The 23,107-nt window shown below is 41.1% G+C and carries 17 protein-coding genes; 14 read left to right on the forward strand and 3 right to left on the reverse strand.

The features are described 5' to 3' along the window. Positions 1-6 precede the first annotated feature (6 nt). The 9 genes from BLO53_RS06765 (at position 7) to BLO53_RS06805 (ending at position 13,127) form a co-directional block, all read left to right on the forward strand. Positions 7-1,746 (forward strand): alpha-amylase family glycosyl hydrolase, encoded by a 1,740-nt coding sequence (locus BLO53_RS06765; RefSeq protein WP_176757195.1) that lies wholly within the window; start codon positions 7-9, stop codon positions 1,744-1,746. Then, a complete protein-coding gene (locus BLO53_RS06770; protein WP_092059932.1) occupies positions 1,743-4,022 on the forward strand; it encodes a glycoside hydrolase family 31 protein in 2,280 nt (759 codons plus the stop codon). The genes BLO53_RS06765 and BLO53_RS06770 overlap by 4 nt, the downstream gene beginning before the upstream one ends. A 36-nt stretch (positions 4,023-4,058) precedes the next feature. Further along, positions 4,059-5,828 (forward strand): sensor domain-containing diguanylate cyclase, encoded by a 1,770-nt coding sequence (locus BLO53_RS06775; protein WP_092059934.1) that lies wholly within the window; start codon positions 4,059-4,061, stop codon positions 5,826-5,828. Between the two features lie 85 nt (positions 5,829-5,913). Then, positions 5,914-6,555, forward strand: coding sequence for a trimeric intracellular cation channel family protein (locus BLO53_RS06780; RefSeq protein ID WP_242875326.1), 642 nt, complete (start codon positions 5,914-5,916; stop codon positions 6,553-6,555). 67 nt (positions 6,556-6,622) lie between these two features. Beyond that, positions 6,623-7,189 (forward strand): GNAT family N-acetyltransferase, encoded by a 567-nt coding sequence (locus BLO53_RS06785; RefSeq protein ID WP_092059939.1) that lies wholly within the window; start codon positions 6,623-6,625, stop codon positions 7,187-7,189. Between the two features lie 186 nt (positions 7,190-7,375). Beyond that, positions 7,376-10,150 carry an FAD-dependent oxidoreductase gene (locus BLO53_RS06790; RefSeq protein ID WP_092060101.1) on the forward strand — a complete coding sequence of 925 codons (2,775 nt, stop codon included), beginning with the start codon at positions 7,376-7,378 and terminating at the stop codon, positions 10,148-10,150. 15 nt (positions 10,151-10,165) lie between these two features. After that, on the forward strand, positions 10,166-11,860 hold the full coding sequence (locus BLO53_RS06795; protein WP_026488388.1) for a phospho-sugar mutase: 1,695 nt from the start codon (positions 10,166-10,168) through the stop codon (positions 11,858-11,860). Between the two features lie 7 nt (positions 11,861-11,867). Next, positions 11,868-12,488, forward strand: coding sequence for a diacylglycerol/polyprenol kinase family protein (locus tag BLO53_RS06800; RefSeq protein WP_092059941.1), 621 nt, complete (start codon positions 11,868-11,870; stop codon positions 12,486-12,488). Positions 12,489-12,503: 15 nt separating this feature from the next. Next, on the forward strand, positions 12,504-13,127 hold the full coding sequence (locus tag BLO53_RS06805) for a cation transporter (RefSeq protein ID WP_092059943.1): 624 nt from the start codon (positions 12,504-12,506) through the stop codon (positions 13,125-13,127). 43 nt (positions 13,128-13,170) lie between these two features. Here BLO53_RS06805 and BLO53_RS06810 read toward each other — a convergent pair whose 3' ends face one another. Further along, positions 13,171-13,866: a hypothetical protein gene (locus tag BLO53_RS06810; RefSeq protein WP_092059945.1), complete on the reverse strand. Its 696-nt coding sequence runs from the start codon at positions 13,864-13,866 to the stop codon at positions 13,171-13,173. 151 nt (positions 13,867-14,017) lie between these two features. On the opposite strand from BLO53_RS06810, the gene BLO53_RS06815 reads away from it, so the two are divergent. After that, on the forward strand, positions 14,018-14,269 hold the full coding sequence (locus tag BLO53_RS06815; protein ID WP_092059947.1) for a hypothetical protein: 252 nt from the start codon (positions 14,018-14,020) through the stop codon (positions 14,267-14,269). Positions 14,270-14,401: 132 nt separating this feature from the next. Here BLO53_RS06815 and BLO53_RS19175 read toward each other — a convergent pair whose 3' ends face one another. After that, positions 14,402-14,575 (reverse strand): hypothetical protein, encoded by a 174-nt coding sequence (locus BLO53_RS19175; protein ID WP_013280440.1) that lies wholly within the window; start codon positions 14,573-14,575, stop codon positions 14,402-14,404. Between the two features lie 209 nt (positions 14,576-14,784). Beyond that, entirely contained in the window at positions 14,785-16,248 is a 1,464-nt protein-coding gene (locus BLO53_RS06820) for a methyl-accepting chemotaxis protein (protein WP_176757196.1), read from the reverse strand. A 286-nt stretch (positions 16,249-16,534) separates the two neighbouring features. Here BLO53_RS06820 and BLO53_RS06825 point away from each other — a divergent pair, with 286 nt between their 5' ends. From BLO53_RS06825 to BLO53_RS06840, 4 genes are all read left to right on the forward strand, one after another. Beyond that, positions 16,535-18,604 carry a methyl-accepting chemotaxis protein gene (locus BLO53_RS06825; protein ID WP_092059951.1) on the forward strand — a complete coding sequence of 690 codons (2,070 nt, stop codon included), beginning with the start codon at positions 16,535-16,537 and terminating at the stop codon, positions 18,602-18,604. An 803-nt stretch (positions 18,605-19,407) separates the two neighbouring features. Beyond that, a complete protein-coding gene (locus BLO53_RS06830; RefSeq protein ID WP_026488394.1) occupies positions 19,408-20,550 on the forward strand; it encodes a glucose-1-phosphate adenylyltransferase in 1,143 nt (380 codons plus the stop codon). After that, positions 20,550-21,671: a glucose-1-phosphate adenylyltransferase subunit GlgD gene (gene glgD / locus BLO53_RS06835; protein ID WP_035789300.1), complete on the forward strand. Its 1,122-nt coding sequence runs from the start codon at positions 20,550-20,552 to the stop codon at positions 21,669-21,671. The genes BLO53_RS06830 and glgD overlap by 1 nt, the downstream gene beginning before the upstream one ends. 204 nt (positions 21,672-21,875) lie before the next feature. Next, complete coding sequence (locus BLO53_RS06840) at positions 21,876-23,102, forward strand: EAL and HDOD domain-containing protein (protein ID WP_026488396.1); 1,227 nt, start codon at positions 21,876-21,878, stop codon at positions 23,100-23,102. Positions 23,103-23,107: the final 5 nt, after the last annotated feature.

The raw sequence follows: 23,107 nt of genomic DNA on the forward strand, positions 1-23,107 counted from the left end.
AAAGACATGAGTAGTTTTTTAGACAGTATATATAGCGATGGAACTTTAGGGTTTGTAAGCAGTAAAACGCCTGCTCTTTTAGAAAAGATAAAGATCAGATTAAGACTACTTAACAACAGTCCTGTAGAAAAGATATTTATCCGCAGGATCAGAAATGGGGCAGAAGAGTACATAGAGATGGCAAAAGAAAAGTCTGCTTCAGGCCTAAGTTATTATGTGGCAGAAACTGACATGAACGAGCCAAGGCTTTCTTACTATTTTGTCCTTGCCTGCAAAGATGTGATCTACTTTTACACTCAGGCTGGGGTATCAACCTATGTGCCTGATGACAGCCACAATTTTATCTTACTATCAAGCTCTGTTTATAAGGAACCGGAATGGGTAAAGGGGGCGGTATATTACCAGATTTTCCCCACAAGCTTTAAAGATCACTCTTTATACGGAGTTATAGAAAAAATCCCATATTTAAAGGAGCTTGGCGTAACAGCCGTTTACTTAAATCCAATATTTACAGCCCCAAGTCCGCACAAGTACGACTGCGCTGACTATTTCCATGTGGATGAGACACTTGGAGGAGATAAGGCTTTTGAAGCCCTCTCCAAGGCTCTTCATGAAAATGGAATGCGTATAATCCTCGATATTTCCATAAATCATACAGGACTTGAGCATACATGGGTCAAGGAAAAAAGGCACTTTTATTTTAAGGAAGATGACGGCTCTTTAAAGGGCTGGGCTGGCTTTAAGGGACTTCCTGTCCTTGATTACAGAAACGAGGAGCTTAGAGACCTTATATACAGAAATAAGGACTCAGTTCTTAGAAAATGGCTGCGCCCTCCCTATGACATTGATGGCTGGCGCTTTGACGTAGCTGACGTGTTTGGAAGAAATGATGACCTTCAGATGGCAGATGAGCTCTGGAGAGAAGTCTGCGGGGCAATAAGAGAAGAAAAAGAAGATGCAATGATAATAGGCGAGCATTGGGGAGACTGCAATGAATATTTGCAGGGGGACCTTTGGAATGCTCCCATGAACTATTTTGGCTTTGGCAGGATCATGAGACAGTTTGCAGGGCTAAAAGACCTTTTCCTTGAGAGGAATGAGACTCTAAAGGCAGTTGCTTACAAGATGACAGCAAAAGATGTGGTAGCAAGAATTGATGAGTATTACACAAGACTCCCACAGGTAGTAGCTGACTGCAGCATGAATCTATTCGATTCCCATGATGTTTCAAGAGTTCATAATAACTCCGAAATTGATTCAGACAGATGGAAGAGCATAGCTATTTCACAGCTTCTTTTTACAGGAATACCCTGCATCTACTATGGTGATGAACTAGGCATTGATGGCTATATAGAGCACGATAGCGGCTTTAGATATAACATGCCCTGGGAAGATATAGATAAGCGCAAGGCTTCTGATTTCTTTAAAACCTATCAGAAGATAGCTCATCTTCGCAGTGAAAAAAGAGCTTTTGCAGAGGGTGGAAGAAAGATCCTTTATGCAGAGGGTAAGGTCATTGCAATTGCAAGATTTATGGAGGAGGAAGTATACCTCGGAGTTATTTCCATGGAAGAGGAAGACGTAAAGATCGCACTTCCTGTAAATCTTGTAGGAGCTATAGAGCCTGAGGGAAACCTTGATGAATTTGGTATCTCTTTTGACGGCAAATGTCTTTTAGATGGAAGGTATGAACTAAATGTTCACGGCGGAACTTCGTTATTACTTAAAATGAGGACAGATAAATGATCACAGGGGACAATTATCGTATTTCAGTTCTGACAGACAGGCTGGTGAGATTTGAATATAGCAAAACGGGGGTTTTTGAAGACAGAAAATCCTTCATGGTTGTAAACAGGGATTTTCCAAAGGTCAGTCTGTCTGTGCAAGACGGGGAGGAGAGTCTTTTGATAGACACGGGTGCTCTACTCATAAACTATGATAAAGAGCCCTTTTCCTCCTACGGTCTTATTGTCGAGATGAAGGAAACTGGTAAAAAGTGGAACTTTGGCGAGCTTTATGGAGATTTTTCTAATCTTGGAGGAACGGCCAGAACTCTTGACGATGCAGATGGGAGAGTAAGGCTTGAAAAGGGGATATTTGGAAAAAATGGCTATTCCGTTCTTGATGATAGCAAGTCTCCAGTTTATGAAAAGGGAGAATTTGTAAGCAGAACAGGAGATAACATTGATATATACTTCTTTGGCTATGGGACAGATTATTACGCAGGGCTTAGGGATTTTACAAGGCTTTGCGGCCCTATGCCAATGATTCCCAGATATGCCCTTGGTAACTGGTGGAGCAGGTATTACAGGTACTCAGAAGATAGTTACATGGAGGTTGTAAGTAACTTTGCAAAAGAAAAGATTCCTCTTTCTGTGGCGGTTATTGACATGGACTGGCATGTGACAGAGGTTGACCCTAAATATGGCTCTGGCTGGACTGGATATTCCTGGAATAAGGATCTTTTCCCGGATTATAGGAGGTTTCTTAAAAAGCTCCATGAAAACGGGCTTTCTGTTACTTTAAATCTTCATCCGGCAGATGGCATAAGAGCCTTTGAGGACATGTATGAGGATGTGGCAAAAGAACTATCTATTGATCCGGAAAGTGGCAAACCTTGCGAATTTGATTTTGGAGATAAAAAGTACAGGGATGCCTATTTTTCAAAGGTAATGCATCCATATGAAGAAGATGGAGTTGATTTTTGGTGGATAGACTGGCAGCAGGGCACAGGCAAAAAGAAAGATGATGTGGATCCACTTCTTCTTTTAAATCACTATCACTACAAGGACCAGGAAAAGAGAAATAAAAGGCCCATGATCTTTTCAAGGTATGCTGGTCCTGGAAGCCACAGATACCCTGTTGGATTTTCTGGAGATTCTCATACTACCTGGAAGAGCCTTGATTTCCAGCCCTTCTTTACAAGTACAGCAAGTAATATAGCCTTTGGAACCTGGAGCCATGATATTGGCGGACATATGCTGGGGGACAAGGACCTTGACAGGCTTATAAGATGGATCGAGTTTGGAGTCTTTTCTCCTATAATGAGGATACATTCCAGCTGCAGTCCTTTCTTTAACAAGGAACCCTGGCTTCTCCCAGAGCCCTACAGGAGCATTGTCAGGGACTTCATGCAGCTAAGACATGCACTTATCCCATATATTTATACAGAAAATCATAGGGCCTATGTGGAGTCAAAGCCTCTTATAAGGCCAATGTACTATGATTATCAAGACAGCCCTGAAAGCTATGAGGTACGAAATCAGTATGGCTTTGGAGATGACCTCCTTGTGTGTGCAGTAACAAGGCCTCAGGACAAGGAACTTAGACTTGGTAGCGTCAGGGCCCTTATCCCTAAGGGGCGCTGGTATGACATTTTTACAGGCGTTATATATAAGGGAGAGAGGCTTCAAAAGCTCTATAGAGAACTTTCGCAGATTCCGGTTCTTTTGCCAGAAGGAGGAATTGTTCCAATGGCAGCAGGTGATCTTACAAAAAATACAACAGAAAATCCTGCTGACTTAAAGGTCTTAATTGGTGGCGGCAAAAGTGGAAGCTACACCCTTTATGAGGATGACGGAAGCAGCATGGACTTTGAAAAGGGAGCCTTTGCAGAGACTGAGATTTCTTTTGAACATGACCTTGAAAATAAGACCATAAGCCTTCGCGTTTTAAAGGCCAGGGGAGATACAAGCCTCATTCCTGCAAAAAGAAATTACCGCTTTGAAATATATGGTGTCAGGGCGGAGGGCTTTTATTTTGACAAAGGAAGGACCATTGTTGAAGTTTCAGGTGCTGATGTAGACTCTGATACAGTGTATGAACTTAAAAATGTATATCTTTTACAAAATGACTATAAAGCCCTAGTCTTTGAAATCCTTGAAAGAGCGTGGATAGCCACAACTGACAAAGAAATGGTATATGACAAATTAAATAATCTATCCATGGATGCCTTTTATGACTGGATTTATACTGCAGACCTTTCAGAAAGTTTAAAGAATGCTATAATGGAATTGCTTTAACAGAAGTTTAACTTTTTGATTCAAGCGAGGCATAAAATGAAGCAGTTTAACTATGAGTTTACCAACGCAGATGAAGTTTCCAAGGCGCTTGGACAGGTCTTTAACTATACAATAAAAAATCCTTACAGATCTATATTGTTTCATCTGTATTCGATATATTTTGACGATGAAAAGATAAGACAAGTACAGGATGCAATACTGGAGATGTATCCAAATGCCTGTATTGGTGGAACCAGCTCAAATGGAGATATTTGCGACGGACATCTTGCAGATTATGGAATGGTAATGTCTGTTTCTGTGTTTGAGAGTACAGATACGGAAGTTTATCTTCTTGAGTGCCCTGAAAATGGTGAGGCTTTAATTGGTGAGAAGGTAAAAGAGATAATTGATGCCACCGAGAATATAAAGGCAGCGGAAATCCTGATCACTTTAAAGAGCATAAACTCTCATATTATCCTTAACACTGTAGAAAAGTGCAGGAAGGACGTTAAGATATTTGGCGGTGGAAGTGCTGATAAGGTGATATCGGGTACTGACACCTGTGTTATAAATGAGGATAAGGTCTGTCACGCGGGAGTACTTCTTGTTACCTACTCAGGAGATGAGTTGTGCGTTGATATAAGGCATGCCATAGGATGGAAACCCCTTGGAAAGGATCTTACAGTTACCAAGATAGATGGCAAGAGGCTCTATGAGCTTGATGATGTTCCTGCAGCAGATATTTACAGCAAGTATCTTGATATTCATGCAGATGATGATTTCTTTTCCAATATGCTGGAGTTTCCTATCATGACAACTCAGCATGGCAAACACGTGCTTAGACTTCCTTTTTCCTGCGAATCATCCGATGGGTCAATAAATCTGGCGGCAGATATAGACAAGGGTACCAAGGTTAATCTTTCCTATGGAGACCCGGACGTTATAAAGGGTGATGTTGCAGAACTGACAGAGCATGTAAGAAATTTTGCTCCACAGGCTATTTTCCTATATTCCTGCGGAGTAAGAAGACTCTACTGGAAGTATCTTATCAATAAAGAAACTGGTCCATTCAGCCAGATTGCGCCAGTCAGCGGCTTTTATTCAAGCGGAGAGATCATGAGGATGGATGATTATCTCATAGAGCATCATGTTACCCTTATTGCTATCAGTATGCGAGAGGGAGGCCGTGCCAAGGCGCAGCCTACAGGTGATGGCGACAGGCATATAGAGATGAGCGAGGAACAGAAGATCCATGGCCAGATATCCATGGTCAGAAGACTAGCCAACTTTATAAATGTCACGGCAGCAGAGCTCCGTGCAGCCAATGATGAACTTCAGCAGATGGCTGATACTGATGCCCTGACAGGTCTTTATAACAGACGAGTTGTAGATACCATCATAAGAGAGGCTGTTTCTCACTTTGTATCCTTTGACTTTGATGTTGTTCTGGGAATTATTGATATAGATGATTTTAAGGTCATAAATGATACCTATGGACATGCTGAGGGAGATAAGGTTTTAGTTGGAATCAGCGATATGCTCAGAAAGCATGTGGCTAGTCAGAATAAGGCTATTATAGGTCGCTGGGGCGGAGAGGAATTTCTTTTTGTCATCCCTAGAATGTCAGTAGCTGAAGGCATTTCCTATATGGATAAGGTGAGAAAAGAAATAGAGGCAACGGTATTTGGTGATGCTGGGCACTGCACAGTGAGTATCGGCCTTACTGAATTTAGAAATGATGACACGGCTGATGACGTCTTTGGAAGAGCAGACGAAGCCCTCTATGAAGCAAAGAGGACAGGAAAAAATAAAATCTGTTCACAATAAGATAGTTTAGGCTTATAGTATATGATGATATATGTGTCTAAGGTCAAACATATATCATCATATTTTTTATTGGAGTGTAAAGACATTGTCTCTTAGTTTACTTGTACTTTTTGATTTTATAGGAACGGTTGCGTTTGCCATATCAGGCGCCATTACCGGCATACAGAAGAAAATGGATATTTTTGGAGTTAATATCCTTGCTATTGTAACCGCCTGTGGGGGTGGTGCTCTTAGAGATATCATCATGGGGAGTTTTCCGCCCCAGATGTTCATAAATCCGTTCTATGTGCTGGTTGCTGCTATTGTAGCCAACATAGTTTTTGGAATCATGTATTTTCATAAGGGAATTCCCCAGAAATTTGCTGGCCTCTATGACAGGGGCTTATTTGTTTTTGATACTCTTGGACTCGCAGCCTTCATGGTAGATGGTGTTATGCTCGGAGCAAACTTTGGCTATGAGGATGATCTTTTTCTCCTTGTATTTCTGGGCTTTATAACTGGAGTTGGAGGAGGCGTTTTAAGAGACGTATTGTCAATCCAGATGCCAGCTATCTTTGTCAAGCATGTATATGCTCTTCCTGTTATTATTGGAGGAATCCTTATGGTGATCATGCATGAAATTATGGGAACCTGGAACGCAGCCATGATAAGCGCCTTTATGCTTGTTTTGGTCATGAGATGGCTTGCAAGGCATTTTCTTTGGAATCTTCCCAAGGTTAATCTTTGATCATAAGGAGCCGGGGGATTCCTTTTGATATTGGATAATATTTGCAAAAGTGTCGAGGAGAAAAGTTATGAAAATCGAAAGAGTTACTGTAAGTGATGCCAGAGAGCTGCTTGATATATATGCTCCTTATGTTACTGACACGGCCATTACTTTTGAGTATGAAGTTCCATCATTAGAGGAATTTGAAAATCGTATAAAGAATATTTCAGCCAAATTCCCCTATATCAAGGCGGTGGATGATGAGGGCCAGATAGTCGGCTATGCCTATGCTGGAACTTTTAAAGGGCGAAGCGCCTATGACTGGTCTGTTGAGACTACAATTTATCTGAAACAAGACTGTAAGCGAAAAGGCTACGGAACAAAGCTTTATGAAGCATTAGAGAAATCCCTCAAGGGAATGGGAATAATAAATGTTAATGCCTGCATTTCTTATCTTAGAGAAGGAAGGATAGATGAGCATCTGACCAATGACAGCATGCACTTTCACGAAAGAAAAGGCTACAAGCTGGTTGGAACCTTCCATGACTGTGGCTACAAATTTGGCACCTGGTATGACATGATCTGGATGGAGAAGATGCTAGGGCCACATATAGATGAACCTTCACCTGTGAAATTTGGAAACTGGAATCTTTGATTCCAGTTTTTTTAACTAGTAAAATAGGCCGCTTTCAAGTATAATATAATATACAAAAATGCGCGTTGTCAGTGTAAATGACAGCTACTTTTTTATTATTATTTTGGGGCATTAGGATGCTCATAGGTAGGAGGTTTTATGGCAAAAAAGACTATGATGGAGGCTAATTGGAAGATTGGGGATCCAATGATCAATGAGAATGATTATTGGCAGGATCCGAATTACAAGGCAGAGGATCCTGAAAAAGAGAAGCTTGTTCTTAAGTTGGCAACACTTATTACAGATAGATATGTAAAGAAGTTTACTAACAAGATCAATAACAGAGACCCAGAGTACTGGATGCTTGATCTTATCCTTAACAAGGAACAGGTTAAGTTCCTTTTGAATTTCAAAAAGACCAGAGTTCCATATTCAATTGAAGAACTGGCCCAGATGAACAACATGACTGTTGATAAGACAAAAGAGATGGTTGAGAGGCTTAGATGGATAGGAATCATCGAGCAGAACAGGGCGAAGACCCCTGACAAGCATCTGCAGTATGAGCTTCCTATTTTTGTACCAGGTTCAGCAGAGTTCATGATGATGCAGGAGAAACTCACAGATGAGTTCCCACAGCTTGCTACATTCTTTAACCTTATGACACAGCTTCCACTGGCTGGTATCACACAGATGGTTCCTCCAGGAGGTGCTGGCGTTGGTATGCACGTTATTCCAGTTGAGAAGGCTATCTCACTTGAGAATCAGTCAGTGCCTGTTGAGCACTTATCACGTTGGATCGACATGTATGACAAGTATGGTATCTCAGAGTGCTCTTGCCGTAAGCAGCAGGCTATGCGTGGTGAGGGTTCAGGCGAGATCCGAGGAGACTACTGTATCGGCATGGGCGATATGGCTGAATACATGGATGATCGTGGAATTGGTCACTACATTTCCAAGGAAGAGGTATATGAGATTCTTGAGCGTGCTGAGAGGCATGGTTACGTTCACCAGATTACCAATATTGATGGTGAGGGCAAGATCGTTGCTATTTGTAACTGTGCTCCGGGTGTTTGTAATGCTCTTAGAACTTCACAGCTCTTTAACACACCTAATATGTCTGCATCTGCTTACAGAGCACACGTTGAGAAGGATAAGTGTGTTGCCTGCGGTAAGTGCGTAGAGGTATGTCCTGTTGGAGCTGCCAAGCTTGGACAGAAGCTTTGCAAGAAGAATGGCGCAGAGGTTAAATATCCTAAGACAGAGCTTCCTGATAATAAGAAGTGGGGACCTGAGAAGTGGAACTACAACTATAGAGACGACGCCAAGATTAATTGCTATGAGACTGGTACAGCACCTTGTAAGTCAGCTTGTCCAGTACACCTTTCTGTACAGGGCTATATAAAGATGGCAGCTGAGGGCAGATATGAGGACGCTCTTAAGCTTATCAAGCAGGATAACCCATTCCCATATATCTGCGGCGCTGTATGTAACAGACGTTGTGAGGATGCATGTACAAGAGGTACAGTGGATCAGCCACTTGCAATTGACGAGATCAAGAAGTTCATCGCTTCTCTTGAGCTCAAGGCAGATAAGAGATATATTCCTCTCTGCGAGAAGCATGATGGTGGAATGTGGAGCGACGAGTACAAGGTAGCAGTTATCGGAGCTGGCCCGGCAGGTCTTTCTGCAGCTTATTATCTGAGACTTAACGGATATCCTGTAACAGTATTTGAAAAAGAGAAGAGACCAGGCGGAATGCTTATGAATGGTATTCCAAGCTACCGTCTTGAAAAAGATATAATTGATGCCGAGATTGATGTTATCAGACAGATGGGTGCTGAATTTAAATGCGGCGTAGAAGTGGGCAAGGACGTTACTATCCAGAGCCTTAGAAATGAAGGCTACAAGGCATTCTTCATCGCTATCGGTATGCAGGGCGGAAGACTTGCAGGTATTCCTGGAGAGACAGCAGAGGGTGTTCAGACAGGTGTTGACTTCCTTCGCAATATCAATCAGGATCATTCAATCAAATTAAATGGCGCTACAGTAGTTGTTGGCGGAGGTAACGTTGCTATTGACGTAGCAAGAACTGCTGTAAGAGCCGGATCTTCCAAAGTTACTATGCTCTGCCTTGAGAGCGCATCAGAAATGCCAGCTGCCAAGGATGAAGTAGCAGAAGCCAAGGAAGAAGGCATAGAAGTAATGAACGGTTGGGGACCCAAGGAAGTTGTTACTGACAAGGGTCACGTAAAGGCTGTTATTTTCAAGAAGTGTGTAAGCGTATTTGATGAGCAGCACAGGTTTAGTCCTAAGTACGATGAGAATGAGACAATAGAGATTCCTTGTGAGAATCTTCTTCTTTCAATAGGACAGTCAGTACAGTGGGGCAACCTTCTTGATGGAACCAAGGTTGAACTTAACAGAAACGGCACAGCTATCGCAGATGCACTTACAAGACAGACTGCAGAGCCTGATATCTTTGTAGGTGGTGATGTATTTACTGGTGCAAGATTTGCTATTGATGCTATTGCAGGCGGTAGAGAAGGATATGTTTCTATCAACCGTTTCGTCCACAAAGGAAACAGACTCGACCTTGCTAGAGACAGAAGAGAGTTCATCGAACTTGACAAGGATGATATCAAGGTAGAGAATTTTGACAATGCACAGAGACAGATCCCAGGTAAGAAGGCTGGAGTAGCCAAGGATACTTTCGAGGATCTCAGACTTACACTTACAGAGGAGCAGGTCAAGACTGAGGCAGCAAGATGCCTTGGCTGCGGCGCTACAACAGTTGATGAGAATCGTTGTATCGGTTGCGGACTCTGCACAACAAAGTGTGAATTTGACGCGATTCACCTTACAAGAGATATGCCAGCAGCCAGCACAATGGTAAAGGCTGAGGACAAATTCTCCAAGGTTGGTCCATATGCAGTTAAGAGAGCTGGCAAGATCGTCATCAATAAGATCACTGGCGGAAAGTAATGGAGGTACAAAAAAATGGATTATATGGCTAGGTACAATGAGTGGCTTGAGAAACTATCAGATTCTGACCCACTTAAGGCTGAACTTGAGTCTATTAAGGGTAATGACAAGGAAATAGAGGATAGATTCTATCAGGATCTTTCTTTTGGTACTGCTGGTCTTCGTGGCAAGGTTGGTGCAGGTACTAACAGAATGAATTTCCTGACAGTAGGTAAGGCTTCTCAGGGCGTAGCTGACTATATCGTTTCCAAGGGTAAAGAGGCTTGTGAGAAGGGTGTTATCATTGCTCATGATCCAAGACATTTTTCAAAGGAGTTTTCACAGCTTGCAGCTGGTATTTTTGCAGCAAACGGGATCAAGGTTTATACATTCCCTGATCTTCGTCCTACACCTGAGCTTGCTTTTATGATCAGAAGACTGGGAACAGTTTCTGGTATCAATATCACAGCATCTCACAATCCAAGAGAGTACAATGGCTATAAGGCTTACTGGGATGACGGATGTCAGGTTTCTGCTGATGTGGCAGATGGTATGACAGAGAAGATCAATGCTGTAGATATCTGGTCAGGCATCAAGACATCTGACTTTGAGGAAGGTGTTAAGGCTGGCAAGATTACAGTTTTAGGACCTGAGTATGATAGAGAATACCTTGATAAGATTGAGGGAATGGCTATCCACGAGGGAGATGAGCTTGATCTTACAATTCCTCTTGTATACACACCTCTTAATGGATGCGGTTCAATTCCATTTAGACAGATGCTGACAGATAGAGGCTTTACTAACTGGAAGATAGTTCCAGAGCAGGAGAATCCTGATCCTGACTTTACAACAGTTGGATATCCCAACCCAGAGGATACTAAGGCATTTAAGCTTAGTGAGCAGTACGGAAGAGAGTTTGGAGCTGAGCTTTTAATGGCGACAGATCCTGACTCTGACAGATTTGCCATCGAGATAAGAGATGACAATGGCAATTATATTCCTCTTAACGGTAATCAGACAGGATATCTTCTTGTTAATTACGTTCTTGAGGGACGTAAGGACGCTGGAACACTTCCTGCAAAGGGAGCTATGGTCAAGTCTATTGTTACTTCAACTCTTTCAACTATCATGGCAAAGGCTTATGGCGTTGAGATGTTTGAGACTCTTACAGGATTTAAGAATATTTGTGGTAAGATTCCATATCTTCACGAAAACGGCTATACATATCTCTTTGGCTATGAAGAGTCTGTTGGATATGCGGTATGTGAGGACATCCGTGACAAGGATGGTATTTCAGCAGGTATGCTTGTCGCAGAGGCAGCAGCTTACTACCGCAAGCAGGGCAAGACTTTGTGGGATGTTCTTCAGGAAATCTACGCTAAGTATGGCTTCTTTGCAGAGGATGAACCTAACATGGTACTTGAGGGAATCCCTGGAGCCCAGCGTATTCAGCGTATGATGAAGTGGTTTAGAGAAAACCTTCCTACACAGGTGGCCGGAGCCAAGGTTGAGAAAGTTATTGATTATATTAATGGTTATGAGGACATTCCACCTCAGAATGCAATCAGACTTTTCCTTGATAATGGTTCATGGTTTGCTGTAAGACCATCTGGTACAGAGCCTAAGATTAAGTTCTATTTCTACTCTAACAGAGATAGCAGAGAGAATGCTCTTGAGACCAACAAGAAGATCAAGGAAGAAATATTTGCACTGATCAATTCAGTAGAATAAGAAGTATATGAATAAAAATAAGTACGGCAAAGAAGTTTTTAGAAAAATGCTACATATGCTGGCGTTAGCTGGAGTTATAGCCTGGTCACATTATTATGACGACTGGCGTTATAGCGCTGTAGTGTTTTTACTTGCCGTACTTATTTTATTTCCACTTGTGTATCTTTTATCTAAGATTCCTGGGGCATCAGCCTTCTTTAATGCCAGAAAAAAGGGCGAGTTTAGTTATTCTATGATGGCTCTTGCAATAATGTATGCGATTGTCTGCAGCGTGTGCTGGGGCTTTTTGGGAGAAAGACTCCTTACTATAGCCTGTATAGTCGCCTGGGGGCCAGGAGATGCGGCAGCAGCCCTTATTGGGAAGGCCTTTGGAAGGCACAAGATAGGGAAAGATAAGAGAAAGTCCCTTGAGGGAAGCCTTGCTATGTTTTTCTTTAGCTTTTTGGCTGTTCTGATCACTCTTAAGATTTATGGCAAGTATTCTTTATTGGCGACGATAGTAGTAGCGGCACTGACAGCTATTGCCAGCACTTTGGCAGAGCTATTTGATACTAGAGGCTATGATACATTTTATTGCCCGGTTGCGGCTATGATAGTTCTTTTTATAGGGGAATTAATTCTGAGATAGGAGACGGATCAGATCATGCAGAAATCTGACAATAAACAGAATACAAAGAGCGGGTTTAAGACCCTTCTCTTATCAGTCATATTAAGCTCTCCAGGGCCTCTTATTCTGGGAATAGGGCTGACTATAGGAAGAAGCTCCACACAGATTTCTGATTTTACCAGAAGAAGCGCAGAGCTTCTTGCGATAATTGCCGCTTTTGTGGTTTATCTTATTACTAACAGGGATAATTTTGATGAAGATAGAAGGAAAAAACTTGAGAAAAAGAGCAATATCTTTGTTGGAATCATCATGTGTATTAGTGGCATCAGTATGATCATAATGGCATTTGTTTCAGACACAGGCGATAAGGGAAATGTCCTTCCGGCTTTTGTTATTGCCCTGTTTGGAGTTATAGCCAATACGCTTTTCTGGAGAAAATATTCAAAACTTTATTCAGTGGAGAAAAATGCTATATTAGGGGTCCAGGCAAGGCTTTATGGAGCCAAGTCAATTGTTGATACCTGCGTTACGCTAACGCTCCTTGTAGTGGCACTTTGGCCGAAATCAACATTTTCCTATTACTTTGACATTTTAGGATCAATACTTGTATCTGCATATATGCTTAGAAGCGGCATAAAGACAATAAAAGAGGCGTTGTGAGATAAGCTCACACGCCTCAAGTTTTTTTGCAGACAAAATTTACTTAGTTTCCATTGGAATCATCATAGGATTCAACGTTAGTTACTATCCATGAGTCTGTTTCTGTATTCTTTTCAAGTGTAAGGACCATTGCGTAGGTCATCTCCTGAGAATTAGCAATCTCATCTTCATAAATCTGCAAGATCAGCATTAGCATGTCATTATAGACCTTATTATTGGCAGCAGCCGCATCCTCGTCTGAGAGGGTCTGGATTTCTTCTGCGTGGTCTGTGGCATAGCTGTTCTTGGCTTTCTCAATCTCATCAGCAACTTTATCACTACTTATCACATCAACTGCAAAGGATGTCTTAACTGTAGCAGTGCAGGTTGCAGTAGTTGTCTCACCTTTGGTTATCTCAACATCAGAAACAGAATAGTCCTGTATCATGTCAGAAAAAAGGCCACAGAATTCGTCAAGTTTATTCTTGGATTCTTCTGTAAGTTCAATGTTCTCTGTGTCGGAAATAAATTTGCCAGAAAGATATTCTGCGTCAAATAGCTGGACAAAGTCACCAGCTGCAACTTCAGAAGTAGCATATTTGCTGATATCTTCCTCTGAATCAGAGGCAACAATTGCAAGAAATGTGGTAGCACAGTCATTAACGGACTGCTTGTCCTGAGAAGTACAACCTGTTAGAGATGATATAGAAATAAGGGCAGCCATAGTCAGCCCTGTAAGTTTTTTAATATTTATATTCATAAAAGCCCCCATGCTTTGTTACGATTTTTGTAATACATTTATTTAGTATAGCACAGACTGGCCAATTATCCAAAGGGTATCGCAATTGCAATTAAAAGGTGATAAAATATAGTATGCATATTTCTATAAACCAAATCAAGGAGGGTTATAAATGAGAGTACTTTTTGAGGCTGGAGTAGTGAAAGAAGTAGAGTCAGTAGAGGTTAAGCCTTTGGACTTTGGGGATGGACAGATTTCAGGAACTCAGATAGATTTTTCGCTTGTTAGTGGTGATAAGATTAAGTACATTTATAGCCAGAACGTGCCGATAGAAGAGTCTGGGCAGAAAGCCATAGATTTTGTTACAAAGCTCTATGAGGATGGAAAGGCTGATTTCACACATGAACCGGTAGAACTTCTGTAAAATGGCGCTAATAACTGAAAATAATAATGAGATATAGACAATTTTATAATAGTAAAGGCTCTATGCACTTATTTGCATAGAGCCTTTAACTTTGCTGTTCGTCCATTGTTTTCTCCATTTTTGAACAATAGATCATCTCTTGCCAAGACAACCCTGGTTTTTGAGTTCTATCAGTAAATCAAAAACAACCCCCAATGGTAATCCAGTAATATGGGCTACTTTTTCTGGATCTGGATAGTATTCATCTTCACAATCCTTTCTGATGCAGTCCATTACTTCCATTTTGGCATCCAATGTAGCTGTCATACACTCGTTTCCTCCTTTCGTAAATTGTGTAAAGATTTAAGGCTAGTATCTATGTGCCTTTCTATTATTATATCGTATTTTTGCACTAAAAGTTAAGCTTTTTGGCACAAAATTTATAAAAATTCCCTAAAATTTAAGGGCTTTGAAGGTTTGGAATCCTCAAAGCCCTTTATATATCGCATTTAAAAGTATCGTGGTTTATGAAACGCTTAATTCTGCTGCATATCTTTTAACTTATTAGCCTGCTGGAAGATATCTCCAAGGATGACCTTGAAATCATCAAACTTGGATGCAGCTTCTTCGGAGGCGTTGGCACCTTCGTTAGAAAGGGAAGCAACTTCCTGGCTGGTTGCAGACAGATTTGAAATACTGTCGTTAATTTCTGTAGTTGAGCTGGCAATTGATTTCATTCCTTCGCCAATCTCTGCAAAGCGGGATAGCATCTCTGAAACATTATCGTTAATGCTGTCAAAGTTTTCGCCAACGGATTCAATCATCTCATTCTGTTCTGAAACAGAAGCTACTGTATCGTCAATACTTGCCATTGCCTTTTGAACGTCTTCGTTAAGCTCATTGATGATGCTTGTGATCTCATTTGAAGCGGTATTTGTTTCTTCTGCAAGTTCACGGACATCATTAGCAACGACAGCAAAGCCTTTTCCTGCTTCACCAGCTCTTGCGGCCTCGATACTTGCGTTAAGTGCAAGGAGGTTTGTCTGCTTTGAAATAGACATGATAGACCCGACAATCTTGGTTACTTCTGCAACCTTGTTTATAACGGCCTGTGTGGCTTCAACAGTAACCTGGCTCTGCTGAGCAACATTGTGAGATTTTTCTTTTAATTCGCCGATGACCTTAACACCATCCTGAACTGCTGTCTGTGCACTTTCTGATGCCTTGGTCATATCTTTTCTATGCTGCTCTGTTGTAGCTGTTTCTTCCTGTATCTGCTGAACTCTCTGAGCCTGAGAAGTAATGGCCTGAGCTGTGCTCTCCATACTACTTGCTATATCCTTCATGCCGGAACGCTGAGTCTCTATGATATTTTGAAGATCAACCATATTTTGCTGAGAATTGTTGAACAGGTCTGTAATTGTATTTGCTATATCAGCCATCTTGTCACTGGTTTCAAGACTCTTTTCTGCGTCTTTGGTAATCCTGTCATTATTTTCATCATTGAACTTACATAGAAGCGAAACAGTAGTGATAGTAGCTACAAATGCAAGGCCAAGAGTTATAAATGCAGGAACGTGGTCAAGATCTAAAGTTCCTGTGCTCAGATAGGATTTTAAGCAGGTGATAAAGAAAGAAACTATAATTACTGACATTCCTGCCTTACACAATCTTGAATTCAGATAGATGATACTTATGATCAGGATTGGTAATCCAAAAGCAAAATAAATAAGATTTGTCTCTGCAATAAGAAGCACAAAATAGAAAATTGTAGCCCCGCCCATTATAAGTATTGAACCTCTTTTTACGGTTGAAAACTTAAAGTTTCCTAAGCATGTCAGAACAAAGCCTACAACTGCGGCAATTATAAGTATATTGCTGGAAACTGAAAAGCCGGCTTGAAATCCCTTCCATATTGTTAGGGCAACTCCGCATATGAGAATCGCACAGGTGGCAACAAAGCTTGCGTTATTGGCTCTACGATACTGTTCAGCGTTCATATTATATCTTCCTTTCATTTTAATTAAAAACTAAAACGACTCATATTGATTTTATCACGTATATATACAAAATAACGACATATAAGGTCTAAAAAAATGATAAAAAACATATAAACTATTTGCACAGCTATTATCAGGCAAAATGGCGTAAAATCTTTATTTAATCTTAATTCAACTTAATAATTTTTTTAGAACAAATATACATGAGCATGGAGTAAAATAATAGTGGATTTAATTAACGCAAAAACGTTAGTAATATTCTTAAAACAGTAAAGGGGTGCAACAGATGAAAAAACTTAGCCTTAAGACAAAAATGCTACTATGTATTCTTCCAGTAATGGCTATAGCCATGATCATCCTGACCTACATAGCAGCACAGGAACTATCTACAAATATGCAGGAAACTAATACCAGCAACATGTTCAGTCAGGTTCAGGATTCTGCAACTGCTGTAGAAGCAAAATTGCAGATCATAAGGACAACAGCAGTAAATATTTCTGATTCTGTATCATCATCCTATAAGTCAATGGATATGAACAGCTATGGTGCGATGTTGAGCAAGATTATATCTAACAATGACTCTATCCTAGGCGCTGGCCTATGGTTTGAGCCAAATGTTTATAATCAGGAAGAAAAATATGTTGGACCATATTGGTTTAAGGATGGCGACAAGATTTCAGAAACCTGGGACTACAGTAATGCTGAATATGATTACTTCAACCAGGAGTATTATCTTAATGCAAAAGCTCTTGCTAATGGAGCAACATCAATCACAAATCCATATTATGATCCTACATCAGGACTTGTAATGAGCACATGTTCGGCACCAATCTATGATAATGACGTGTATATTGGCTGCGTTACAGTTGATATGGAGCTTTCAAATGTTCAGGCTCTTGTTTCTTCTATTAAGGTAGGATCAACAGGAAGAGCAATGCTTTTGGATTCTACTGGTGTATATATCCATTGTGATGACCCTAGCAAGGTAGAAAATGGTTTGAATATTGTTGACGATGAGAATAAGGAACTGGCAACACTAGGTACAAATATAGTTGCAAATGCAAGTGAGACTCCTGGTATGGGAGCGTTCATGGAAAATGGTGCAAGGATCATTGCAGCATACATGAATATTCCAGATGTTAACTGGAAGATGATCATCAGAATGGACATTACAGAGTTGGAAGCTCCTGTAAAAAAAGCTACCACAGTGCTTATTACTATAATGATCATTGCACTTGTTGTTAGTGCAGCAATAATTATGGTATTTGTAATGAGCATTTCAAAGAGCATAAACAACGTTAAACAGTTCGCAAGTGTACTTGCCAGTGGCGACTTTACTGTTGATAAGATAAATAATAAGAGAGGTGATGAGCTTGGAGCAATGAGCGAATCCCTCAATAACATGTTTGAGAGCAATAAGGACGTCATCACCAAGATTTCAGATGGATCAGTCAAAGTTACAGAGACATCCACAGGCCTTGCTAGTATGGCCAGTGAACTTTCTGATCAGTTTAACAGCATCCAGGGCAATATTTCAGGTGTTAATGATGCTATGATGTCATCTGGTGCTGCAACAGAGCAGGTTAATGCTTCTGTAGAAGAGGTAAATGCTTCTGTTCACCAGCTTGCTGCTGAGACTGAAAAGACAAGTGCTGATGCTGCTGATATCAAGGCAAGGGCAAAGGGTATTGAAAAAGAAAGTGCGGAAGCTCACGACTATGCTATTTCAATTGCAGAGCAAAGAGAAGCTGACCTTGAGGAAGCCAATGAGAAGGCTAAGGTAGTAGACCAGATTGGTACTCTTGCTGATACGATTGCAGAGATTGCAGATCAGATCAATCTTTTGTCTCTTAATGCAAGTATCGAGGCTGCAAGAGCTGGAGATGCCGGCAAGGGCTTTGCAGTAGTTGCTTCTGAGATCAATAAGCTTGCAAGCAGCACATCAGAGGCTGTAGAGCAGATCAGAGAGACAATCGATGGTGTTCAGGAAGCTTTCAGTACTTTGTCAAATTCTTCTGGAGAGCTTCTTACATTTATCAAAGAGACAGTTACTCCTGATTATGACAAGTTCGTAGGACTTGCCAAGCAGTATGGTGATGACGCAGGTTCCTTCGGAGATTCCTCAGAGAACATTGCTCAGATGGTTGAGAACATCAGAGCATCAATGGAAGAGGTTAGTAAGGCAATCCAGAACATTGCAGAATCCACTCAGGATACAGCAGATCTTTCCAGCAGAGTTAATGATTCTGTAATGGCTGCAGCTGACGTAGTATCTAATGTAAATGAGATGACTAACAAGCAGGAGCAGGTTGCTGGAACTCTCGAAGAAATCGTTGGAAAATTCAAACTCAAATAAACCCACCAATCCCACCGGGCCGCGGACTCCTCCGCGGCCCATTTTTTTCCACTTCCACGAAACTTGCGCACCCACCCTCCGGGTAAGTGGGAAGCAATATTCATGGAAGTTTTTTTCGTCTGTGTATAGGAGGAATAATTCATGAGGCTCCTGACAGTGCATAAGAATTCTGCTTCGGTTCAACATGTCCGAGCGCCCAGAGGCAGCTTTATACTCACGCCAGTTCCCGTAGTGCTCGTCACTGACAAATGCAGATTTTCTTAGATGTTTCCGCAGTTTTTCTTTCAATGCGCATGCTGCAGCGTAAACTTGCAGGACGGAAAAGAACATTACAATAGAAAATGCCATAGCCCGCAATGCGGGCTATGGCATTTTCTTTTTTAAGATAATTAGCTCCGTCCTGCTTCAGACAACGCTTCGCATGCGCGGGAAAAACTGCTGTGGAAACATTAGAAAATTGCATTTGCCAGATAAGACTCGCATAGGAAACTGGACGACTCGCAAGCGCTGCCCTGGCGCGAGTTTTGAACCGTAGAATTCTTATGCACCTGTCAGGAGCCCATGAATATCCGAACTGGAGCCGACGAAAAAAACTTTCTGAATGAGCGAGTCACCCACTTTCCTGGAGGGTGGAGGGGAAACCTCTAACTGGAGGTGGTAGGAAAATGGGCGGTGGGAATAATTTCACTGTAGGTGCGTAGTGGGAAGAGATGTGGTATTATGAATATAAGATTAGTTAGAAAATATCAGTTTTTCTAGCGCGGGAGTTCTTAGATTTCTTATGATCAGAATAGGGGGGTAATATGGCTCAAAACGAGATGCTAGCTATGATCCTGGCGGGCGGCCGTGGTAGCAGACTTAAAGATCTGACCACTAAAGTGGCTAAACCTGCAGTATATTATGGCGGCAAATATCGAATCATTGATTTTCCACTTAGTAATTGTGCAAATAGCGGGATTGATACTGTAGGAGTATTGACTCAGTATGAGTCTGTACTTCTTAACAGCTATGTTGCGCAGGATGGTAGATGGGGACTGGATTCCAAGGATAGTGGAGTTTATGTTCTCACACCAAGAGAGAAGGCTGACGAGGGTCTTGATGTTTACAGAGGAACAGCTGATGCTATTTCTCAGAATATCGATTTTATAGATAATTACAATCCTGAATACCTTCTGATTCTTTCAGGTGACCATATCTACAAGATGAATTATGCCAAGATGCTTGCTTACCACAAGAAGATGGGAGCTGATGCAACAATAGCAGTTCGTGGAGTACCTATGAAGGAAGCCAGCAGATTTGGTATCATGAATACAGACGGTAATGGACGTATTGTTGAATTTGAAGAAAAGCCTGCAAAGCCAAAGAGCAATCTTGCTTCCATGGGAATTTATATCTTTAGCTGGAAACTTATGAGAAAGATGCTGGTTGAGGATATGAAGAATCCAAATTCTGACCACGATTTTGGTAAGGACATTATTCCAAAGATGCTTGCAGATAGGAGAAATCTTTTTGCTTATGAGTTTTGCGGTTACTGGAAGGATGTGGGAACAATAGATTCACTTTGGGAAGCTAACATGGATCTTCTTGATCCCAAGAACGAGCTAAACTTAAACGATTCTTCCTGGCTAATTTATACAGAGGATGTCTCAACTCTGCCACAGTATATCGGCAAGGATGCCAAGGTCAAAAGGGCCTACATCACTCAGGGTGTCAGAGTAGAAGGTACTGTTACTAATTCAGTTCTTTTCACTGGTTCTGTTGTTGGAAAGGGCGCCAGGGTAACGGATAGTGTACTGATGCCGGGGGCAGTTGTTGAGGATGGTGCAACAGTCACAAGGGCTCTGGTTGCAGAAAATGTCAGAATTGCCAAAAAGGCAAAGGTTGGCTCAAGGGGAAGCGAAGAAATCACCCTTGTAGCTAAAAATGTGAAGGGAGGTACAAAATAATGGCAGCTTATAAAGCATTTGGAATTGTATCCTCCGCAGACAACAGCATACATGTAGAGGGACTTCATGATTACAGACCAATTGGATCTTTTTCATTCCTTGGACGATTCAGAGTTATAGATTTCCCTCTTTCTAATATGAGTAATAGTGGCATGGACAGAATTCAGGTTTATGTTCGTTCACGCCCAAGATCAATTGCTGAGCATATAGGATCAGGAAGACATTACAATATCAACTCAAAACGTGGTAAGGTGCAGCTTCTCTTTTCCCAGGACAGCAATGTCCATTCAATCTATAACAATGACATATGCGCTTACAGCGAAAATTTGGACATAATAGAGAGAATGCATCAGGATTACGTGATCATTGCTCCTAGCTATATGGTTTACAAGCAGGATTACTGCGAACTTTTAAATGAGCACATTTCTTCAGGTGCAGATGTGACAATGCTCTATCACAAGGTTGATAATGCAAAAGAGTATTTCCAGAACTGCAAAACTGTAAACATTAACAGACAAAAAGGTATTCTGTCCATTGAAAAGAACCTTGGAACAGCCAAGGAAAAAAATATCAGCATGGATACCTACTGCATGAGTAAGGAAACCTTTATAAGTCTTATAAATGCAGCAAGAGAGATGTCATCTATTTACACTCTCTCAGATATCATCAATATTAAGTGCGGAGATCTTGATATAAGAGGCTATCAGCACAAGGGATATTTTGCTTCACTCCTTAGTTTGTCTGATTATTACAGAGCATCGTTGGAGCTTCTTGATTACAACATAGCAAGCGAATTGTTCAGACCTGAGTGGCCAATCTACACAAGGACTACAGACTCTTGCCCAACCCAGTACTACGACACCTCTAAGGTTGTCAATTCCTTTGTCTCAAATGGTTGTCTTATTGAAGGAACTGTGGAGAACTCAGTTATAGGCCGTGGCGTTGTAATAAAGAAGGGGGCAGTCGTTAAAAACTCTATTATCCTTGCTTATGCAGATATCGAGGAGGGAGTTCACGTAGAAAATGCCATCGTAGATAAATGGGCTAAGATAATACATGTAAAGGATATTCGCGGAACCGCAGAGCATCCTCAGTACATTAAACGTAGAGATACATTGTAAAAGAATAATACTTTTTGAAGTGGATTTCCCAAGTGGAGATCCACTTCTCTTTTTTTAAAGAACTCTTTTGACGCACCTTAAAATGCGCTGGTCCAAACATGAAATAAACGGAATTTAATAAAAATATAATATATTTAATTGTGCACATTTGATAGAATATAGGTGAATGGGAATTTGTCTTTTCCATGCAGAAAGGAGCTGTTAATGTTAGCAACACTAATTCCTCTATTTGATGGCAACATGTCTGTCTGTGCATATTCTGTTTTTGGCCGCAAGGAGAATCATTTCCTTAACCCTTCTCTAGAGGGAGGCGCTAGGTATGACGGTGCAGGAACAGTGCATGAGCTTGAAGTTGTCAGCAGCATGGGCGTTGGAACTTTATCAGGTGGCAAAGAGGTATTTGTGCCAATAAATCAGTTCTCAATATTTGCGGAGATTTCCCTTCAATGTACAGTTCCTGCCAATAAAGTTGTTCTTCTTATGGACAATACCATCTCAGCTGATGAACAGCATGTAAGAAGAATAAAGGAATTAAAGTCACAAGGCTACAAGCTGGCTATGAGAAAGCTCCCTATCACAAGCTTTGAACCATATAGAGAGGTGCTGAGCTTGTGTGATTATATTCTTCTTAATCATGCCAAGATAGATATCACCAAAGCCAAAATCTATTTTAGCAATGTATATCCAAATATTAAGCTCTGTGCTGTAAATGTAGATACCAAGGAAGAATATGAGGAACTTATAAAGGATGGTGGATATGACCTGTACGAGGGTAGTTTTTTCAGAATGCCTGTAAAGGAGTCTGAGACAGATGTAAGTCCTCTTAAGGTTAATTATATTGAGCTTTTAAATGTTGTTAACGCTCCTGATTTTGATCTTCAGGATGCTGCTGATGTTATTGGAAAAGACCCTGCTCTTGTAATTTCTCTCTTGGAAATGGTCAATAGAATGTCTTTAAATTCTGAGATCACGTCTATCAGGCATGCGGCAGCAATGCTGGGACAAAAAGAGCTAAAGAGATGGATCAACACAGCAGTCACCAAGGAACTCTGCGCAGACAGACCTTCTGAGATTACAAGGCTTGTTATGATAAGAGCCAAGTTTGCGGAGAATCTTGCTCCGTTATTTGAACTTGCTGTTTCATCTCAGGAACTTTTTATCATGGGACTATTTTCTGCTCTGGACATCATGCTTGGGAAGACTATGGAAGAAGCCCTTGATATGGTACAGGTTTCAACACATGTTAAGAATGCAATACTTCACAACGAAGGTGAGTATGCAAAGGTGCTTAATTTTATCATGAGATATGAAGATGCGGATTGGACCGAGGTTTCAAGGCTCATGGTGCTTGGTAATATTGACATGGATAAGGTATACGAAGCGTATCTTAGCTCCCTTAAGTGGTATCGTGATCTTTTTCCTCATAAGTAATATTT

The sequence above is a fragment of the Butyrivibrio sp. INlla14 genome (genome assembly GCF_900102515.1).
GTDB lineage: Bacteria > Bacillota > Clostridia > Lachnospirales > Lachnospiraceae > Butyrivibrio.

Excerpts from the sequence above, each read along its gene's own strand:
- BLO53_RS06810 (WP_092059945.1), bottom strand. The coding sequence starts at position 13,866 with ATGAATATAAATATTAAAAAACTTACAGGGCTGACTATGGCTGCCCTT.
- BLO53_RS06790 (WP_092060101.1), top strand. The coding sequence starts at position 7,376 with ATGATCAATGAGAATGATTATTGGCAGGATCCGAATTACAAGGCAGAG.
- BLO53_RS06770 (WP_092059932.1), top strand. The coding sequence starts at position 1,743 with ATGATCACAGGGGACAATTATCGTATTTCAGTTCTGACAGACAGGCTG.
- BLO53_RS06795 (WP_026488388.1), top strand. The coding sequence starts at position 10,166 with ATGGATTATATGGCTAGGTACAATGAGTGGCTTGAGAAACTATCAGAT.
- glgD (WP_035789300.1), top strand. The coding sequence starts at position 20,550 with ATGGCAGCTTATAAAGCATTTGGAATTGTATCCTCCGCAGACAACAGC.
- BLO53_RS06830 (WP_026488394.1), top strand. The coding sequence starts at position 19,408 with ATGGCTCAAAACGAGATGCTAGCTATGATCCTGGCGGGCGGCCGTGGT.
- BLO53_RS06785 (WP_092059939.1), top strand. The coding sequence starts at position 6,623 with ATGAAAATCGAAAGAGTTACTGTAAGTGATGCCAGAGAGCTGCTTGAT.
- BLO53_RS06765 (WP_176757195.1), top strand. The coding sequence starts at position 7 with ATGAGTAGTTTTTTAGACAGTATATATAGCGATGGAACTTTAGGGTTT.
- BLO53_RS19175 (WP_013280440.1), bottom strand. The coding sequence starts at position 14,575 with ATGACAGCTACATTGGATGCCAAAATGGAAGTAATGGACTGCATCAGA.
- BLO53_RS06840 (WP_026488396.1), top strand. The coding sequence starts at position 21,876 with ATGTTAGCAACACTAATTCCTCTATTTGATGGCAACATGTCTGTCTGT.
- BLO53_RS06775 (WP_092059934.1), top strand. The coding sequence starts at position 4,059 with ATGAAGCAGTTTAACTATGAGTTTACCAACGCAGATGAAGTTTCCAAG.
- BLO53_RS06820 (WP_176757196.1), bottom strand. The coding sequence starts at position 16,248 with ATGAACGCTGAACAGTATCGTAGAGCCAATAACGCAAGCTTTGTTGCC.
- BLO53_RS06800 (WP_092059941.1), top strand. The coding sequence starts at position 11,868 with ATGAATAAAAATAAGTACGGCAAAGAAGTTTTTAGAAAAATGCTACAT.
- BLO53_RS06825 (WP_092059951.1), top strand. The coding sequence starts at position 16,535 with ATGAAAAAACTTAGCCTTAAGACAAAAATGCTACTATGTATTCTTCCA.
- BLO53_RS06805 (WP_092059943.1), top strand. The coding sequence starts at position 12,504 with ATGCAGAAATCTGACAATAAACAGAATACAAAGAGCGGGTTTAAGACC.
- BLO53_RS06815 (WP_092059947.1), top strand. The coding sequence starts at position 14,018 with ATGAGAGTACTTTTTGAGGCTGGAGTAGTGAAAGAAGTAGAGTCAGTA.